The organism is Blastococcus sp. SYSU D01042, assembly GCF_054050515.1.
Genome location: NZ_JBJGZM010000004.1, coordinates 160640 through 178282, shown reverse-complemented (window position 1 = coordinate 178282; position 17643 = coordinate 160640). Strand labels below are relative to the sequence as shown.

Below are 17643 nucleotides of genomic sequence, written 5' to 3'. Positions count from 1 at the left end.
CGCAGGTCTGCTGCTGTCGCACCGACGCTAGGGCGGGGCCGCCGGTGAGGGGGACGGACGAAGGGCCCGTCGTGGAGGGCCGGAGGTCGACGGTCCGGCCTCCTCGGGCCCTTCGGCCCTGATCGTCCCGGCTCCGGGTGCCCGAGCCTGGTCGCGTGCCGGAGACCTACCAGGCGGAGCACGTCCTGCTGCGCAGCGGCACGCCCGCCGTGCTGGTGGAACTGGGCGCCGAGGACGCGGACGAGGTGCTGGACCTGCACCGCCGGCTCGGCGAGCGGGACACCTACCTGCGTTTCGCCACGCTGCACCCCGCGGGGCTCGGTGAGTACGTGCGGCGCACGCTGTCCCCGCTCTCGGGCGACCACACCCTCGGCGCCCGTGTCCGAGGGCGGCTGGTCGGCGTGGGGCAGCTCCTGCCGCTCGGCGGGGGCGCGGCGGAGATCGCCGCCGTCGTCGACGCGGCAGCACGGCACGAAGGAGTCGCCACCCTGCTGCTGGAGCACCTCGCCGGCCTGGCGGGCCGGTTGGGCATCGACCGGCTGAGGGCCGAGATCCTGGCCGAGAACGGTCCGATGCTGCAGGTCCTCGGCGACCTCGGCATGCCGGTGGTGACGCGGCGCCAGGGAACCGCTCTGCAGGTCGACGTCGACCTCCACCCGGGGCAGCGGTACCTGGACGCCGCCGAGCAGCGGTTCCGGACCGCCGCGGTCGCCAGCCTGCGCCCGCTGCTGCGCCCGCGCTCGGTCGCCGTGGTCGGGGCGGGCCGGGGCGAGGGCTCCGTGGGTCGGGCCGTGCTGCGGAACCTGCGCGAGGCCGGCTTCGCAGGCCCGGTGCACGCCGTCAACCCCGCGGCCGCGGAGCTGGAGGGGTTCCCGTGCCTCCCGGGGATCGGGGCGGTCCCCCCACCGGTGGACCTGGCCGTCGTGTGCGTACCGGCGCCTGCGGTCCCCGGGGTGGTGGCCGGCTGCGGGGAGGCCGGCGTGGGCGGCGTGCTCGTCCTCAGCGGGGGGCTCGGGGCCGTGCCCGGTGCCCGCGAGGAGCTCCGCGCCCTCGGGCACCGGTACGGCATGCGGCTGCTGGGTCCCAACAGCCTCGGCGTGGCCGTGCCCGGGCCGGCGGAGTCGCTCATGGCGTCCTTCGCCGGCCGGCTCCCACCCGCGGGCGACGTCGGCCTGGTCGCGCAGTCGGGTGGGATCGCCATCGCGACGCTCTCCTCCTGGCCGCGCCTCGGCCTCGGGCTCTCCACCGGGGTGGCCATCGGGGACTCCTACGACGTGGGGGCGCGTGACCTGCTGGCCTGGTTCGACGAGGACCCCGACACCGAACTGGTCGTGCTGTACGTCGAGTCGGAGCCGGATCTGCGCGGGCTGGTGCGCACGGCCGAGCACCTCACCCGGCGTGTGCCGGTCCTCGTCGTGGCCTCGGGCACCTCCGGAGCGGGCGAGCGGGCGGCGAGCTCGCACACCGCCCGGGCCGCCACCCCCGCGGTCGTGCGCGACGCCGCTGCTCGCGCCGCGGGGGTGCAGACGGTGCCCGACGTGTCCTCGCTCGCCGCGGCTGCGGCGTTGATGCGGGGACAGCCCCTGCCGCGAGCCGGGACGGTCGCCGTGCTGACCAACGCCGGCGGGGTCGGTGTGCTCCTGGCCGATGCCTGCGCCGCAGCGGGACTGCCGGTGGACCCGCTGCCGCCGGACCTCCGGCAGCGCCTGCGCGCAGTCCTCCCGTCACTGGCCGAGACCGGCAATCCGGTGGACACCGGGGCAGCGGTGTCCGCGGAGGCGTTCGCGGCCGCCCTGGCCTGCCTGCGGGGTCATCCGGCGGTCGCTGCGGTGGTCACCGCGACGCTGCCCACCGGCGTCGGCGATCCCGGTCCGGGGGTGGTGGCCGGCGCGGCCACCGCGGACGCGGGCGCGCCCGTCCTCGACCTCAGGCTCGGGCGCAGCACGGTGCTGGAGCGGCTCGAGCTCCCGGACGGACGCTTCCTCGTGTCCGTGGCGGACCCGACGACGGCCGCCCGGGCGCTCGCGGCCGCTGTGGCACGCCGGTGCCGCCTCGACCGGCAGGCGGCGGTGCCGGCGGCACCCGGCGGCGTCGACGTCCGGGCCGCGCGCGACGTCGTCGCCGCGGTCCTCGGGCGGGAGCCCGGGGGTGACTGGTTGCGGCCCGGGGAGGTGGGCCGGCTCTGCGCGGCGGCCGGGATCCCGCTGGTCCGCACGGCCTGGGCAGGGACTCCGGAGGAGGCAGCTGCGGCGGCTGCACGGATCGGTGGACCCGTCGCCGTCAAGGGCGTGGTCCGCGGCATCGTGCACAAGGCGGACGCCGGGCTCCTGCGGCTCCCCGTGGGCTCGCCCGCGGAGGTGACCGCGGTCGTGGCCGGCTGGGTCCGGCAGGCGGGAGCCGACTGGCAGGGCGCGGTCGTGCAACCGGTGGTGCCGCCCGGCGACGAACTGCTCGTCGGCGCGGTGCGGGACGCGTCGGCCGGCGCGGTCGTCGCGGTCGGGCCGGGAGGACGGGCGACCGATGCGCTCGGGCACCGGGTGCACCGGCTGGCGCCCCTGTCGGCCGCCGAGGCGGACGACGCGCTGACCGCGACGGGCCTGTTCGGCACCGCCCACGGCGGGGCGCTGGACCGTGCCGGTGCCGCTGACTGCCTGCGGCGGATCGGCTGGCTGGCCGACGTGCTGCCGGAGCTGGCGGAGGTGGAGGCCAACCCCCTCCGGGTGGACGCCGACGGCTGTCTCGCCCTCGATGTCCGCGCGCGGGTCGCCCCCGGCTGAGTGCTCGTGCACGTCCCACGGGCACCAGGTGGTCAGCGGACCACCTGGTGACGTCGCTGCCGCGGCGGGTCGGGCGTCACCAGGGTGCGTCGAGGCGGTCGATGGTGTCGTCGACCGGACGGCGACCGGTGGGGGGCACCGGGGTGGCGCTGATCGGTGCCCAGCCCAGCCGCAGGAGCACCTGCGGGGAGCGCCCGGACGGCAGGCAGTCGGCGGCGAGCCGGGCACGGGTCGCGGGCACCTCGAGAGGCTGGCTGATCGGATCGGTCGCCAGCCCGAGCGCTGTCGCGGCCAGCAGCACCGCGCTCAGCGCCTCGCCGGCGCGCAGGCGTTCCACCGCACCGTCGCCCTCGGTGGCGAGGACGGCGACCAGGGTGCCGTCGGACTCGCCGTGTCCCAGGACGTTCTGCGGCATCCGGCGGCCGGCGAAGTGCCGCACGGGCACCGCTGCGGTCGTCTCCGCCGGCACGTTGGCCGCGGGCACGCCGTCGACCGAGCCGCGGCTCCGGCCCGACCAGGCGGCGACCTCCTCCGCGAGCCCGGGCGTGAGCGCCTGCTCGACCCCTGCTCGCTCGACCAGCCGGGCCACCTCCCACTGGCGGACGGGGTCGAGGACGACGAGCGCGGCACCCTCGGCCGTCGCAGCCCCGCGCAGGCGGTCCACGAACCCGGCGGGTACCGGCCAGGTGGAGAACACGCGCCGGTCGCTCCGCCGCCTCTCGATCGCCTGCGCCAGCGCGAGGTCGTCGGCGGTCGGCTGGGCCGGGGAGAGCTCCACCGCTGCCAGGTGCTGCGGGTGGGCCGGATCGGGCATCCGGTGCACCCGGCTCGCGGCTCCGGCGGCGAGCAGCGAGACCCGGAGGTGGTGCAGCGCCGCCCCGCAGCTGATCAGCAGCCCGCGGCCCTCCGGGTCGGTGGCGGGCAGGGCGCGGTCGGGGTCGCCGAACAGGTGGATGCTGGAGGGACCGATCCGCCACCGCCACGGCTGCGAGTTGTGCACCGAGGGAGCGCGGTTCGCCAGTGCCACGGCGGCGCGCGCGGTGGTCGGGTCCACGTGGGTCGTCAGCACGGTTCCTCCTGGGTGGGGTCGGGACGCGCCGAGCGTGCCGCGGTGGGCGCGGTGGGCAGCAGTGGCGGAGGTCCCGTTCCCGCGGGGCCCACCGACGCGGTGGTCACCGCGCCCCTGCGTCCCGGACCGGGGACACGAGGGTGGCAGCGACCTGGTCGGCCCACGCCTCGATCCCCGCCCAGTCGCGGTGGTCGCCGGGCCGCTGCCGCGCGAGCGCGTAGAACAGCCGACCCCAGAGGGGCACCCCGTCCATGTGGACGACGCCACCGAAGAGCGGGTGGTCCTCGGGCCGGAGCTCCCGGGGGAGCCCCCGCGCGACGCGGACCACCTCCTGGCGGGCCATCCACCGGCGCACCCTGCCGCGGGGGTCGATACCGGCCACGCTGAAGAGCCAGACCGGACGGCCGTGCAGCGTTCCGGCGAGGCGTCCCGCGAACTCGCGCGCGTCGGGGAGCCAGGCCATGTCGTGCACGGCGCTGCCGATCACGAAGGCGTCGAAGCGATCGAGGTCCAGGTCCGCGCCGACCGGCTGCACCTCCACGTCGGCGACGACCCGTAGGCGATCGCCGATGCGCTCGGCGATCTCCCCGGTGGAACCGGACGCGGTCGCGTAGGCCACGAGGACGCGCCTGCTGCTCTCTGCCATGCCGTCACCGTGGCGGCGTCGCAGCCGCGGTGACGAGGGCCGGAGGCCCTCGTCGGCGGAGACCGACGTCGCACCGGGCACGCACGAGGACGGGACCTTCGACTCTGAGTGCGGGACGCCGGTGTGCGCCTAGCCTCGGGCGTGGGACGCCACGGGCGCGTCCCGGTGGTCGGAGGCCGCGCGGACGGCGGCGGGGACGGAGCAGATTCGGTGAGCGCAGTCGACGACGGGTCCGAGACGGACGCCATCCGGGTCTTCCTCCTGGACGACCACGAGATCGTCCGCCGCGGTGTCGCCGACCTCCTCGAGAGCGACCCCGCGATCACCGTGGTGGGCGAGGCGAAGAACGCCAAGGAGGCGGTCGCCCGCATCCCCGCCCTGCGGCCGGACGTCGCGATCCTGGACGTGCGGCTGCCGGACGGCGACGGTGTCTCGGTCTGCCGCGACGTCCGCTCGGTCATGCCGGAGCTCAAGGTCATCATGCTGACCAGCTACAGCGACGACGAGGCCCTCTTCGAGGCCATCATGGCCGGCGCGTCGGGCTACCTGCTGAAGCAGATCCTGGGCCAGGACCTGCTGAACGGTGTCCGGACGGTCGCAGCCGGCGGCTCGCTGCTGGATCCCACCGCCACGACGGCGGTCCTCGAGCGCATGCGGAGGGCGGCCGAGCCGTCAGGTCCCCTGTCCAAGCTGAGCGAGCAGGAGCGGACCGTCCTGGCCTTGATCGGGGAGGGCCTGACCAACCGGCAGATCGGCGAGCGCATGTTCCTCGCCGAGAAGACGGTGAAGAACTACGTGTCGCACCTGCTGGCCAAGCTCGGCCTGGAGCGCCGCACCCAGGCCGCGGTCCTGGCCACCGAGCTGCGCGGGTCGACAGGTGCGGCCCAGCCGCAGCGCTGATCGGCGCGCTCAGCCGAGGGGCGCCCACCAGCGCAGCCGGGTGCCGCCCTCGGGCAGTGCCTCGACCGTGGCCCCGCCACCACGTCGTTCGGCACGGCCGATGACGTTGCGCAGCCCGCTGCGCGCCGCACGGGGATCGATGCCGCGGCCGTCGTCGAGGACCTCGAGGACCACTTCGTCCGTCACGTCCAGGGTGACGGTCACGTGCCCGGCCCCGGAGTGCCGGGCGGCGTTGCTGACCGCCTCGCGGGTCACCGCCTCGACGTCCGCCGCGAGCTCGCCCGTGACCAGGTTGTCCACGGCCCCGGACATGCGCACCGTGGGGGAGAGGTCGCTGCCGACCGTCTCGGTGACGATGTCGAGCACCCGGCGGCGCAGGCTGCTGCCGGCTCCGGCGTCCTCCGTGGTGTGGAGGTCGAAGATCGTCGTCCGGATGTCGCGGACGGTCCCGTCCAGCTGCTGGATGACGTCGCGGATGCGCCGCTGGGCCTGCGGATCGGCGACCCGCGGCAGCACCGATTGCAGGCTCAGGCCCGCGGCGAACACCCGCTGGATGACGAGGTCGTGCAGGTCCTGGGCGATGCGGTCGCGGTCCTCGAAGACGTCGAGCCGGCGGGCGGTGCGCTGCTGGGCGGCCAGGTCCAGCGCCACGGCCATCTGGTCGGCGAAGGTCCTCATGAGCGAGGACAACGTCGGGTCGAACGGCTGCCCGCCGACGTGCCGCCCTGCGACGAGCAGCGCATCCTCCGCCTGGCCCCCCGGTAGTGGCACGGCGATGCAGGGACCCCAACCGACGTGTGCATTGGGGCCCTCGTACGCCAAGCCGCTCATGTCCAGGACGACGACCGACCGGGTCTCGGCGACGGCCGCCAGGAGTGGAGCCTCCGACGGGAGGATCCGGCTGCCCTCGACGTCCTCGAGACCGGCCCCGGCCTGGGCGCGGAACTCGTAGCGACCGTCGACCGGGTCCGGCCCGACGAGGAGCCACACGGCGTCCGCGTCGGTCAGCTCCCGCACGCGGTCGACGATGAGGTCCAGTGCCGCTCCCGGCGGACCGTCCCCGAGCAGGCGCTCGCGGACGTCCCCGGCCGCCGCCGTCCACCTCCGCCGGACCTCGCCCTCCTCGAACAGGCGGGCGTTGTCGATGGCGATGCCGGCAGCGCCGGCCAGGGCGGTCAGCACGGCCTCGTCCTCGGCGGTGAAGTCCCCGTCGCGCTTCTCGGTGAGGTAGAGGTTGCCGTAGACCGCACCGCGGACGAGGACGGGGACGCCGAGGAAGCTGCGCATCGGTGGGTGCCCCTCGGGGAAGCCCACGGAGGACGGGTGGGTGGACAGGTCGGCGATCCGCAGCGGGTAGGGCTCGGCGGTGACCTGACCCAGCACGCCTTTCCCTTCCGGGAGGTGGGGTAGGCGGGCCGCCACGTCGTCGTCCATCCCGACGTGGATGAAGGCGGAGAGACCCCCGTTCGCGCCGAGCACACCGAGCGCGCCGTAGCGGGCGTCGACCAGGCCGATCGCGGCCTCCACGATCCGGCGGAGGGTCGAGTCGAGGTCCAGCCCGGTGGAGACGCTCATGAAGGCGTCGAGCAGCCCCTGCACCCGCTCCTGGGTGCGGGCCACGGTCTGCAGCCGTTCCTGCACCTCGTCGAGCAGTTCGGTCAGCCGCATGCCCGACAGCAGGTCCCGTGTAGGGGCCGTACCGTGCGAGAAGTCGCCGTGCATCACGCCGTTCCCTGTGTCGTCCTCCCGTGCACCCGTGACGCTCGCACCGTCGCCCTGCTCGGTCAACCGATCGCCACCCGGCGGTGGCGCACGAGGGGGACGCTCGTCACGACCTTGCGACCTCGCCGGGCACAGCGGCCGATGGGGTCGCGACGTCGGACGTCGTCCCTGCCGGGGACACCCGTCGCCCGCTGATCTTGCTGATGCGGACCGCCACCACGCAGGCGTCCGGGGCGGGTGCCCACGACGCCAGGCCGGCCCGCTGGAGGGCGGCCACCTCGACGGCGTCGCCCAGGACCCGGGAGGGCCCGACGACGGTCACGCTCCACCCCGACCGGGTGTGGGCGTCGTACTCGTCCACCTCGAAGGCGACGACCGCGCCCCGGCTCGCGGCCTCGACCTTGCCGCCACGGCGCGCGGGGATGAGCACCTCGTCCCCCCGCACGGTGAAGTGCACGGGCTGGATCGTCGGCAGGGCGCCGACGGTGAAGGCGAGCCGCCCGATCGGCACCGAAGCGAGCAGGTGCCGGCACTCGGCGTCCGCGAGAGCGACGAGCACCGGTTCCTCCGACATGGGCATGCGTTTCCTCGTGTCTCCTCGCGCCGGTGGCTCCTGCGCGACAGCGCGCCGCCGACTCTCGCTCCCGGGCGAGGGCACGGCACGGGGCCGAAGGTCCCGGGAAACCTGCCGATCGTCCTCCGCCGGATGGCGCACAACGGTCCACCCCGGAGGCTCAGCCGGCGACCGGAGGCGTGCCCGTGGGCACCGGGGCGGGTCCCGCAACCGGCTGCCCGGCCAGGTCCGCGGCGATCTCGTCGGCCCACGCCCGCACCTGCGTCCAGTCGCGGGCGTCGCCGGCCGGCGCGCGCATCGCGGTGACGACGGCTCGTTCGGCGAAGCCGAGCAGGGTCGGGTCCAGCCGGCCGGGCAGCACCCGCGAGGCACGGGGGTGGAGCAGGGCGGTCAGCGTGGCGATGTCGTACGGCTCGGACTCCGGGAAGGGCGGTCGCCCGATGGGGCCGCTGGAGAACAGCCAGAGCGGGCGGGTGCGCAGGGCGGCGGCCGACGCCGTCGCGAACTGCCGGGCGCCGGGGAGCCAGTGGCCGTTGTACACAGCGCTGCCGAGCACCACGGCGTCGTACCGGTGCGGGTCGGGCTGGTGCTCGACGGGGACGACGGAGGCCTGCAGGTCCAGCCCCGTGGCCGCCGGGTTGCCCGTCAGGTCCCGTGCCAGCGCTGCGGCGATCTCGTGGGTGGCGCCGTGCCTGCTGGCCACGGCGACGAGCACGCGGTGCGGCGTCACCGGACCGTCAGCCGTGGGTGGGGAGCGGGTCGACGGCATCCGCCGGGGCGGGCGACACGACGTGGACGCTGACGACGCCGCCCACGGTCCGGGCCAGAGCCGTCAGGGCGCGCTCCTCGACCCCCGGCCGGTCCTGCGACCGACCGCGGGTGCGGCGGATGGTGGCGATCCCCTCGGTGACGGTGACGTCCCACGCCCCCGGCTCCTCGGTGTACCGCTCGACCAGGTCCAGGAGGTCCAGCCGGATCTGGCGGTCGGTCCGCACGAGGACGCGGAGCAGGTCGCGGCGGCTGACGATGCCGACCAGGCGCTCCCCGTCGAGGACCGGTGCGCTGCGCAGCCGTTCGTCGACGAACAGCCGCGCGACGTCGGCCACGTCGGACCTGTCCTCCACGCAGCGGACGTGCGCGGTCATCACGCCGCGGACGAGCAGGGGGACCACCTGTTCCGGCTCCCCGTCCCGGCGCAGGTGGAGCCGCGGATCCCGCGGCAGCCGGTCGCGGAGCACGTCGGCCTCGGCGACGATGCCCACCAGCCGGCCGTCGTCGTCCACCACCGGCAGCGCCGCGAAACCGCGCTCGGCCAGCAGCTCCCCGGCGTACTTCGCCGAGGTGTCCGGTCCCACGGTGACCACATCGCGCGTCATGACGTCTCTGACCTGCACGGTTCCTCCTCGGTCCGGTCTCGCAGCCGACGCTAGGCAGGGGCACCGTGGGCTCCCAGGGTCGACGGACCGGTGGTCGCACGACGCAGGGCCCTGCTGGGCGGGACGTCCGGCCCGACGACGGGGTGCACATCGGACGACACGCTCGAGGCGACGCCGGCATCCAGCCGGGACCTGACCGACAGGAGCGGATCCGTGGCCACGATCGACCAGCGCGACACGTCCCGACCCCGGGTCGTGGTGGGCGTGGACGGGTCCGACGGCGCGCAGGCGGCCCTCCGGTACGCCTTGGCCGCGGCGGCGGTCCGTGGCGCCGGGCTCGAGATCCTCACCGGGTGCGCACCGGAGCTGCACTGGGCGGCCGCCGCCCCGCTGGCGGTCCCGGACGTGCTCACGGTGCGCGAGGCCACGCTGGCCCGCGCCCTGGACGCGGTCGCCGCGGTCAGCGGCGACGTACCCGAGGCGGCGGACGTCCCGCTGGAGGTGTGCGTCACGGTGGAGCCGGCGGCGCCGGAGCTGGTGCGGCACTCGCGGGGTGCTGCGCTCGTCGTCGTCGGCAGCCGTGGTCACGGGGCAGTCCGGAGCGCCCTCCTCGGTTCCGCGGCGCTGCACGTGGCCACGCACGCCGCCTGCCCCGTGGTGGTCGTGCACCCCGACCCGGCGGAGCTGACCCCTGCCGGAACGGGTGCCCCGCGCGTGGTCGTCGGGGTGGACGGGTCCCCGACCGGACGTGCCGCTCTGGTGGCGGCGGTGGACGAGGCCGTCCGGCTGGGCGCCGACCTCGACCTGGTCGCCTGCTTCGCCTTCGACTCGTACTGGGCCGCCCTCTACCCGGACCTCGTGCCGTCTTCCGACGAGATCCGCGAGGACGTGCGGAGAGAGGCCCAGGAGCAGGTGACGGCGGTCCTGGCCGACCGCCCGCAGGACGCGCCCGTACCGGAGGTGCACCTGGAGGTCGTCCAGGGCGCACCGTCCGACGTGCTGGTGGAGCGGGCCCGCGGGGCAGCGCTGCTGGTCGTCGGGAGCAGCGGGCGGGGGGCCGTCCGGGCCGCGCTCCTGGGGTCGGTGGCCCTGCACTGCGCGATGAACGCTCCCTGCCCGGTGCTGGTCGTGCACCCCGCGTCCACGGACGCGCCCGAGGAAACCGTCCGCCAGCGGGCGCGGGCGTGACGTCGGGCGTCCTGGTCGCTCTCGGCACGGCAGCGGTCCTGGGCGGGGTCGCCGTCGCTTCGTTCCGCAGCCGCGACATCCGCCGGCTGACAACGAGGGAGGTTGCAGCCGTGCGAGGAGTGAGGCGCCGTCCGCACCGGCGTCACCGCACCCGGCCCGGCGTCTGGCAGCGTCACCCGGCTGTCCGGTCCGGGGACCAGCTGACCCTCGGGGAACGCGCGGCCGACCGCCTGCGCAACGGGATGGGCTCGTGGACCTTCGTGTTCGGCTCGCTGCTCTTCCTGGCGGGCTGGATGCTGGGCAACCGCGGTTCGGGCTTCGACCCGTACCCGTTCATCCTGCTGAACCTGGTGCTGAGCTGTCTGGCTGCCATGCAGGGGGCGATCCTGCTGATCGCGGCGAAACGAGCCGACTCCATCTCGTCGGAGCTGGCCGCGCACGACTACGCGGCCGACGTGGAGAGCGCTGCGACCGTCCGCGAGGTGCGCGCCCTCGTCCGTGCGCTGCACCGGCACGCCGGAGCACCGGCGCCGGTCGACGGCGACTACGACGAGGGTGAGCACGACGATGCCGCCGTGATCACCGCTCGCCGTTAGTCACGGCGGCCACGGGCGTGCGCCCGCCGGTGGGGCGTGCGGCGCGCTCGGCGATCCCGCGCAGCATCCGGCGGGTCATGACGAGGGTGACCGGCTCCATGAGGCGGGTGGCGATGCGCAGCCCGAGCTCCTGCGGCGGCTCGGTGCGGGACCGGGAGAGCAGCCGGCACCTGCCGACGCCGGACGGGACGAGGTGGAAGGACCACACCGAGTTCCACGGGTGCTCCGGAGGAGCCTGGCGCAGCACGAGCGCGCGGCCGGGGTGGACCTGGGCCACGGGGAACGAGTACCCGTCCGGCATCGGGCCGTAGCCGGAGGGGACCACGACGACCCGGTCCCCAGGGACCAGGTGCTGCCACTCCTCGCGGATCTCGTCGGTGGAGTGGATGTCCAGACCGATGAGGTTCTCCAGCCAGTCGTAGCTGTACATGCCACCGCGGCCCTTCCCGATCTGCACCAGCCACGGCCAGGCGGCCTCCGCAGGGGCGCCGACATCCACGGCGAGCGTCGTCTGCTCGGCCGGATCGGGTACCAGCTCGTCACCGGGGAGCACCCGTGCCACCTCGTCGGGCGTCGCACCCCAGTTCCTGGTGGTGTGCAGCACCTGGGCGGCCAGAGCCGCCGTCGCGATCGTCGTCGTGACCGCGCGGATCATCCGTCGGTCCTCCCGGGTGGCACGTCCAGGTCGAGGTCGACCAGGGTCATCTCGCCGTAAGTCAGCGTGCTGCCGTCGGGCAGGTGCCAGACGGCGCAGGCGCGACCCAGCCGGGGCCGGCCGTCCACGGTGACCCAGTGCAGGACGGGGGTGCTCCAGACGGCGCGCACGAGGCCGCCCGGGAGATCGGCCCAGCGGTCCTCGGTGCGGACGTCGCGGGGGAGGCCGTCGGCGTCGAGCAGGACCTCCGCGACCACCGTGCGGCCGGCGTCGGCCAGCGCGACGCGGAAGGAGTCCTCGCCCGTCGCCGTCCAGGAGACGCGCGGGTCCAGGAGCATGCCTGGGGCCATCAGGACGGCGTCGTCGAGCCAGGTGACGAGCTCGCTGCTGTCGAACTCCGGGCCTGAGCCGTCGGCCACGGGGACGAGGCCGAGCAGCTTCCCCCGCATGCGCCCGTGACCGCCGCGGTAGGTGTCCCAGCCCCACATGGGTACCGCGCCGGCGACCAGCAGCCGCATGCGGAACAGGCGCGCGATCTCCTCGACGCCGTTGAACTGCCAGGCGTCGCACGGCATCCAGCGTCCGTCCGGGCCTCGTCGGAACCTGCCGCGCAGATGAGCCCGGAACGAACGGGTGCGCGGCCGACCCACGACGCCCATGGCGTGCAGGTACCGGCGCACGGGCTGCGGGAGGTCGGCGATGTCGTCGTCCGTCACGACGTCGGCGATCCGGGGGATGTCGGACAGCCCGGCGGCTGCCACGCCGCGGACGAACGCGCGCGGGGGACGGCCGGCGGCGCCCACCGCGGCCACGGGTTGTCGCGAGCGGCGCAGGGTCGTGCCCATGGGTGTCCTCCCGACCGGCCGGCACTGCTGCCGGCTCCCCGGCGACGCTAGGTCGGCAGGCTGCGCAGCGCGGCGGCTGGAGGGCCCGGCCGCCGGGGGCCGAAGGTCCCCGGCACCGGGGACGTCGGCCCGCATCCGCCAGGCGTGCGGGCAGGCAGGGTCGGCCCGTGGCCCGGCGCGTGCCCGGGCGGAGAGCCGAGGACGACGGTGACGACGGACCAGGCCCCTGTGGTGGGCGAAGGGCACGCAGGTGCGGGCGCCCACCCGCCGCGATGGGTGGTCGGCGTGGACGGCTCTCCCGGCTCCCGCGCAGCCCTGCTCTGGGCCCTGCCCGCGGCCGCCCGGGCGGGGGCGACGCTGGAGCTGGTGAGCTCCTTCCCGGTCGACTTCTACTGGGCCGATCCCTACCTGCTGGACCGGCGCCGGCTCGACGAGGTCCGGGAGGACACCGCGACCCGCGTCCGCGGCTTCCTGGCCGAGGCCCGCCAGGACCCGGCCGTCACGGCCGTGCCCGGTGCCGCCGAGGTCGAGGCCGAGGTGGTCGTCGCCGCAGGAACGCCGGCGCAGCACCTGGTGTCCCGGGCGGAGGGGGCGCGCCTGCTGGTGGTGGGCAGCCGGGGACGCGGCGGCGTGCGCAGCACCCTGCTCGGTTCGGTCGCTCTGCACTGCGTGGCACATGCGCCGACCGCGGTCGTCGTCGTCCACCCGGGAGCGGTGCAACCGCCGCTCCGCGTGGTCGTGGGGATCGACGACTCCGCGATGTCCCGGGCCGCCCTGGCCCGGGCCGCCGACGAGGCGGCCGGGCTGGGTGCCGAGCTCGACGTCGTGGCGGCGCTGCAGCCGGTGGCCTACTGGAGCGAGGTGCAGGCCGCCGCCATGGCTCCGATGGCCGAGGTCCGCCAGCAGGTCAGGGAGCGCGCCGAGGAGACCGTCGCCGAGGTGCTGGGCCAGGGGACCTCGGCGCGGCTGCGCGTGGAGGAGGGCGCGCCGGCCCAGGTCCTGACCCGTGCGGCCGACGGTGCGGCCCTCCTCGTCGTCGGCAGCCACAGCCGGAGCAGCATCGGGGGCATGCTGCTCGGGTCGGTCGCGCTGCACTGCGCGGTGCACGCGCCGTGCCCCGTCATGGTCGTGCGGCCCGAGCCGCCGCGTGCGGCGGGGCATCCGGCGGAGGAGCCGGCCGCCGCGGCAGCCGGCTGACCGGCGGATGCGCGCCTGGGTGGTCGGCACGCCGGCGCCCATCGACGCCGGGCCCCTCGTCCGGGTCGAACGTCCGGTGCCCGAACCCGGCCCGGGACAGGTCCGTGTCGACGTCGTCTGCTGCGGCGTGTGCCGCACCGACCTCCACCTCGCCGAGGGCGACCTGCCACCGCACGGGCAGGGGGTCACACCGGGGCACGAGGTGGTCGGCCGCGTCGGGGCCACCGGCATCGGGGTGACCCGCCTCCGGCTGGGGGACCGGGTGGGCGTGCCGTGGTTGGGGCGCACGGACGGCACGTGCCGGTTCTGCCGCCGCGGCGACGAGAACCTCTGCACCGCGCCGCAGTTCACCGGCTGGGACCTCGACGGCGGCTACGCCGATGCCTGCCTGGTGGACGAACGGTTCGCCTACCGGCTGCCCGATGGGCTGCCCGACGAGCAGGCCGCACCGCTCCTGTGCGCCGGCATCATCGGCTACCGCGCGCTCCGTCTCGCCGAGGTCCCGCCAGGCGGCCGGCTGGGCATCTACGGCTTCGGCGGCAGCGCCCACCTCGCCGCGCAGGTCGCGCTCGCGCAGGGCCTGCGGGTGCACGTGCTGACCCGCGGGGAGCACGACCGGCGCCTGGCGCACCAGCTCGGCGTCGACTCCGTGGGCGGCGCCGCCGACGCCCCGCCGGAGCCCCTGGACGGTGCGATCCTCTTCGCGCCCGCCGGGGAGCTGGTGCCGCCGGCGCTGCGGGCGCTCGACGCCGGCGGGACCCTCGCCGTCGCGGGGATCTGGTTGTCGTCCATCCCGGCGCTGGACTACGACGCCGAGCTCTTCCGGGAACGGCGGTTGCGCAGCGTCACCGCGAACACCCGCCGCGACGGTGAGGAGTTCCTCCGCCTCGCCATCCGCCTCGGCGTGCGGGCCACCACGACGTCCTACTCGCTGGACGACGCGCCGCTGGCCCTCACCGACCTCGCCGCCGGCCGGTTCGGCGGCGCGGCCGTGCTGCACACCTGAGCGGCGGGGACACCGGCCAGCAGGCACAGCATCGCGCCCAGGAGCACCCCCAGGGCTGCGCCACCGACCACGTCCAGCGGTGCGTGCGCGCCGAGGTAGACCCGCGCCAGCGAGTTGAGGAGCGCCAGTGCCAGGACGACGAGACGCCACCGATGGCGCAGGTACGGCCACAGCAGGACGGCGATGCCGAAGGCGATCAGCGCGTGCCCGGAGGGGTACGCGACGCCGGCGGAGGGGACGTCGCGGAGGATCGCCCCGTCGATGGTGCTGCCCGGCCGCGGCCGCTGCACCAGTGCCTTCACCAGTCCACCGTGCAGCAGCAGTTTCAGGGGCACGAGCGCGCAGAGCGCGAGCGCCAGCCGCCACCTGTGCAGCACCAGCGCCGGGACCGCGACCAGGAGCGGCATGCCGAGGACCCCGAGGAGCTGGAACAGCCAGAGCGGTTGCTGCAGCGCGTCCGCCCAGCCGTTGAGGAACCGGAAGACCGCGGCCTCGGCGCTGCCCACGCGGCCGGACGCCACCGACGCGGAGCAGCCCACCGCGACCACGGCCGCGGCGGCGGCGACGAGGGCGTCGCGCCACCGCCGGCGGTACGCCCGGGCCGTTGCGGAGCCGGTCACGGAGCTCCGCTGCGGGTCCGCCCGGCGCCGTGCCGCCAGGCGAGCCACGCGATCGATCCGCACGGGATGGGGACGAACCACGTCAGCAGGCGGAAGACCAGGACGGCCGCCGCGGCGCTCGTGGCGCTCATGCCGACCGTGGTCAACCCGGCCACGTAGCTGGGCTCCGCCACGCCCAGGGCGCCCGGGGTGAGGGGTATCGCGGTGACCAGCCGGGTCACGGCGAAGACCGCGAGCACCGCCGGCCAGTGCACCTCGGTACCACCGCCGTCCACGGTGTGCAGGCAGACCAGCAGCAAGGTGAAGAGTGCCGCGTGGCTGATCACGACGGCGGCGGTGAGCCGGGCCCACCGGTCGCGCACCAGCTGCACGGAGCCGCTGCGGAACCGCTCGGCGCGCTCCGGCCACCCCGCCGGCGGACGACGGCCGGCCGCTCGGGCGAACGCACCGACGGCCCGCTCGGCGAGCCGGGCGACCATCGCGCCGGCCGCCTGCCGGGCGACCACGGCGACCAGCGCGGCCACCACGACGAGCAGCAGGACGCTGCCGACGCCCGCAGCGACAGCGAGCCCGGGCGGCACGTCCGCGATCAGCGCCACCCCGCCCAGGGCCAGCGCCGGGAGGCCGAGCTTGACGAGGTTGTTCCAGATCCCGGTGATCGCGACGGCGCGCGTGATCTGCGCGGCGGAGAAGCCGAAGGAGTGGAACATCGCGGCGTTGGTCCCGACCCCGAGGGCGAACCCGGCCGGCACGGTGTTGGACACGGCCGTCGACGCCTGGTCGCTGAGCACGGCCTGCCCGAACCGCAGTCCCGGCAGCGCAGCCATCCACACGGGTGCGTAGGTGAGCAGGTTGACCAGCGCCGCTCCGATCACCAGCGCCGTCTCCGCGCCGGTGAGGTCACGGACCAGCTCCCAGGCGTCGGCGTAGTCGGCCGTCCTCGGCAGCGCGCCGACGAAGACGGCGCCGACGACCACCAGCGTCAGGAGGGTGCGCCCCACGGGACCGGTCAGCAGCTGCCGGGCGGGCCCGCGCGGGCGCGGCGCCGTCATGGGCCGTTCGTCCTGACGGCAGGGGTCCGCGGCGATGGGCTGCTGAGGACCGGTCACGCCCAGGTCGTCCCCCCGCGGCCGTCCGAGACGGGGCGGTTCGCCGTCGTCCCCTCGTCGGGCGGCGTCGAGGGGCTCGGCCACCCCGGTCGGCCGGGCAGCGGCGGTGACGCGGGCTCGGCCGGCCGGGTGCTGTTCTCCACCACGTCGTCCCGCCGGCGGTGCGGGGGCGCGGGGGTCGGCGCGGCACGGCCGATGCGGACCAGCATCTGAGGGTGGGCGTCCCAGGTCAGCGCCGAGCGGAGCTGCGTCCGCGTGAGGGGCACCTCGATCGCCTGGGTCACCGGACTGGCGACCCATCCGCGGAGGGTGAGCTCGAGCAGCAGGCGCTCCAGCGCCTCGCCGGCCCGCAGCCACGAGATCTGGTCGTCGCGGGGGGTGGCGAGGACGACCAGCGTCTGACGCGAGGTCGAGTGCGTCGCCGGGGGCAGTGACCCGCTCCCCGCGCTGTCGAAGTCGCGCAGCGGTACGTCGTCGCGTTGACGGCCGTCGACGTGCGGGACGACCGCGGCGGGCACGCCGTCACCGCTGCCGCGGAGACGGGTGGTCCAGCGCCGCACCTCGGCCCGGTACGCGGGATCGGCGTTCTGGACGGCGTCGGCCTGCTGCGTCAACCGCGCCACGAGCCGCCGGTGCCCTTCCTGGTGAACGGGGACCAGCTGGGCGCCCTCGGCCGCGACCGTGCCCGCGAGGTGGCGCAGCAGGTCCTCCGGGAGCCTCTCGTCGTCGAACGCCCGGCGGTTGGTGTGCCGGAGGTGCGCTGCCTGGCCGAGGCCGGCGAGGGCGGTGTCCGGTGCTCCCTCCACGGGTCGCAGCACGGCCATGAGATCCGGGTCGGCCGGATCCGGGAGCCGCTCGACGACGGCGGCCCATCCGGCCGCGGCCAGCGAGACCCGGGCGTTGAGGAGCGCGGCGCCGACGCTCTGGGCGAGGGCGCGGCCGACCGGATCGAGCGCCGGCAGCTGCCGGGTGCGGTCGGCGTGCAGCTCCAGCCGCTCACCGTGCAGCACCAGCCGCCAGGGCTGCGTGTTGTGGACCGACGGGGCGAGTCGCGCCAGGTCGGCGGCATCCTCGAGCGCGTCGGCGGGGGTGGGTCGGACCGCCTGGCCGGCGGACGATGGCGGGGGAGGGCTGGTGGGCGGCATGACTGCTCCTCGGTGCGATGGCGCTGGTCCAGCGTCGGACGCGCCGGCGGTCCCGCACCCGGGGCTGCGGTCACCCCGCCCGAGGTCGAACGTCCTCCGCGCTCCCCGGGACGCCGGAAGGCCCTGTGCGCCGGCGACGCAGGTCCCCGCCTCGTGTGCCTCCCGGCCGTACCCGTCCCGGGCTCGGACGGCGACGCTCGACCTGACCGCCGGTCCGC

At 75.9% G+C, this 17643-nt stretch carries 17 protein-coding genes; 6 read left to right on the top strand and 11 right to left on the bottom strand.

Annotated elements, in window-relative coordinates:
* Positions 1-155 precede the first annotated feature (155 nt).
* Complete coding sequence (locus ACI79H_RS09775; RefSeq protein WP_456554180.1) at positions 156-2777, top strand: bifunctional acetate--CoA ligase family protein/GNAT family N-acetyltransferase; 2622 nt, start codon at positions 156-158, stop codon at positions 2775-2777.
* Positions 2778-2853: 76 nt separating this feature from the next.
* On the opposite strand, the gene ACI79H_RS09770 is transcribed toward ACI79H_RS09775, so the two are convergent.
* Together ACI79H_RS09770 and ACI79H_RS09765 are read right to left on the bottom strand one after the other, a co-directional pair.
* Entirely contained in the window at positions 2854-3846 is a 993-nt protein-coding gene (locus tag ACI79H_RS09770) for an Acg family FMN-binding oxidoreductase (protein WP_456554179.1), read from the bottom strand.
* A gap of 103 nt (positions 3847-3949) precedes the next feature.
* Positions 3950-4492, bottom strand: a complete 543-nt coding sequence (locus ACI79H_RS09765; protein WP_456554178.1) for a flavodoxin domain-containing protein — start codon at positions 4490-4492, stop codon at positions 3950-3952.
* Between the two features lie 210 nt (positions 4493-4702).
* Between ACI79H_RS09765 and ACI79H_RS09760 the strand changes: the two genes are divergently transcribed.
* Positions 4703-5392 (top strand): response regulator, encoded by a 690-nt coding sequence (locus ACI79H_RS09760; protein ID WP_456554177.1) that lies wholly within the window; start codon positions 4703-4705, stop codon positions 5390-5392.
* 9 nt (positions 5393-5401) lie between these two features.
* Here ACI79H_RS09760 and ACI79H_RS09755 read toward each other — a convergent pair whose 3' ends face one another.
* The 4 genes from ACI79H_RS09755 to ACI79H_RS09740 all read right to left on the bottom strand — a co-directional run bounded on the left by ACI79H_RS09755 (position 5402) and on the right by ACI79H_RS09740 (position 9082).
* Positions 5402-7060, bottom strand: a complete 1659-nt coding sequence (locus tag ACI79H_RS09755; protein WP_456554176.1) for a GAF domain-containing protein — start codon at positions 7058-7060, stop codon at positions 5402-5404.
* A gap of 160 nt (positions 7061-7220) precedes the next feature.
* The gene (locus ACI79H_RS09750; protein ID WP_456554175.1) at positions 7221-7694 is read right to left on the bottom strand and encodes a pyridoxamine 5'-phosphate oxidase family protein; all 474 of its coding nucleotides are present in this window, start codon (positions 7692-7694) and stop codon (positions 7221-7223) included.
* Between the two features lie 154 nt (positions 7695-7848).
* On the bottom strand, positions 7849-8418 hold the full coding sequence (locus ACI79H_RS09745) for a flavodoxin domain-containing protein (protein ID WP_456554174.1): 570 nt from the start codon (positions 8416-8418) through the stop codon (positions 7849-7851).
* A 7-nt stretch (positions 8419-8425) separates the two neighbouring features.
* Positions 8426-9082, bottom strand: a complete 657-nt coding sequence (locus tag ACI79H_RS09740) for a CBS domain-containing protein (RefSeq protein WP_456554173.1) — start codon at positions 9080-9082, stop codon at positions 8426-8428.
* A gap of 195 nt (positions 9083-9277) precedes the next feature.
* Between ACI79H_RS09740 and ACI79H_RS09735 the strand changes: the two genes are divergently transcribed.
* On the top strand, positions 9278-10252 hold the full coding sequence (locus tag ACI79H_RS09735; protein ID WP_456554172.1) for a universal stress protein: 975 nt from the start codon (positions 9278-9280) through the stop codon (positions 10250-10252).
* A gap of 110 nt (positions 10253-10362) precedes the next feature.
* Entirely contained in the window at positions 10363-10848 is a 486-nt protein-coding gene (locus ACI79H_RS09730) for a DUF1003 domain-containing protein (RefSeq protein WP_456554171.1), read from the top strand.
* On the opposite strand, the gene ACI79H_RS09725 is transcribed toward ACI79H_RS09730, so the two are convergent.
* Positions 10832-11503 (bottom strand): hypothetical protein, encoded by a 672-nt coding sequence (locus ACI79H_RS09725; protein ID WP_456554170.1) that lies wholly within the window; start codon positions 11501-11503, stop codon positions 10832-10834. The two genes, ACI79H_RS09730 and ACI79H_RS09725, sit on opposite strands and share 17 nt — an antisense overlap.
* Positions 11500-12348, bottom strand: a complete 849-nt coding sequence (locus tag ACI79H_RS09720) for a DUF6544 family protein (protein WP_456554169.1) — start codon at positions 12346-12348, stop codon at positions 11500-11502. The genes ACI79H_RS09725 and ACI79H_RS09720 overlap by 4 nt, the downstream gene beginning before the upstream one ends.
* 285 nt (positions 12349-12633) lie before the next feature.
* Here ACI79H_RS09720 and ACI79H_RS09715 point away from each other — a divergent pair, with 285 nt between their 5' ends.
* Positions 12634-13545: a universal stress protein gene (locus ACI79H_RS09715; RefSeq protein WP_456554168.1), complete on the top strand. Its 912-nt coding sequence runs from the start codon at positions 12634-12636 to the stop codon at positions 13543-13545.
* 7 nt (positions 13546-13552) lie between these two features.
* Positions 13553-14551 (top strand): zinc-dependent alcohol dehydrogenase family protein, encoded by a 999-nt coding sequence (locus ACI79H_RS09710; protein ID WP_456554167.1) that lies wholly within the window; start codon positions 13553-13555, stop codon positions 14549-14551.
* Here the strand turns inward: ACI79H_RS09710 and ACI79H_RS09705 are convergent.
* The 3 genes from ACI79H_RS09705 to ACI79H_RS09695 are packed head-to-tail and all read right to left on the bottom strand — an operon-like array spanning position 14470 to position 17425.
* Complete coding sequence (locus tag ACI79H_RS09705) at positions 14470-15171, bottom strand: phosphatase PAP2 family protein (RefSeq protein ID WP_456554166.1); 702 nt, start codon at positions 15169-15171, stop codon at positions 14470-14472. The genes ACI79H_RS09710 and ACI79H_RS09705 overlap by 82 nt on opposite strands.
* Positions 15168-16223 carry a lysylphosphatidylglycerol synthase transmembrane domain-containing protein gene (locus ACI79H_RS09700; RefSeq protein WP_456554165.1) on the bottom strand — a complete coding sequence of 352 codons (1056 nt, stop codon included), beginning with the start codon at positions 16221-16223 and terminating at the stop codon, positions 15168-15170. Before ACI79H_RS09700 ends, ACI79H_RS09705 begins: the two co-directional genes overlap by 4 nt.
* Before the next feature lie 53 nt (positions 16224-16276).
* A complete protein-coding gene (locus ACI79H_RS09695; protein WP_456554164.1) occupies positions 16277-17425 on the bottom strand; it encodes an Acg family FMN-binding oxidoreductase in 1149 nt (382 codons plus the stop codon).
* Between the last annotated feature and the right edge of the window lie 218 nt (positions 17426-17643).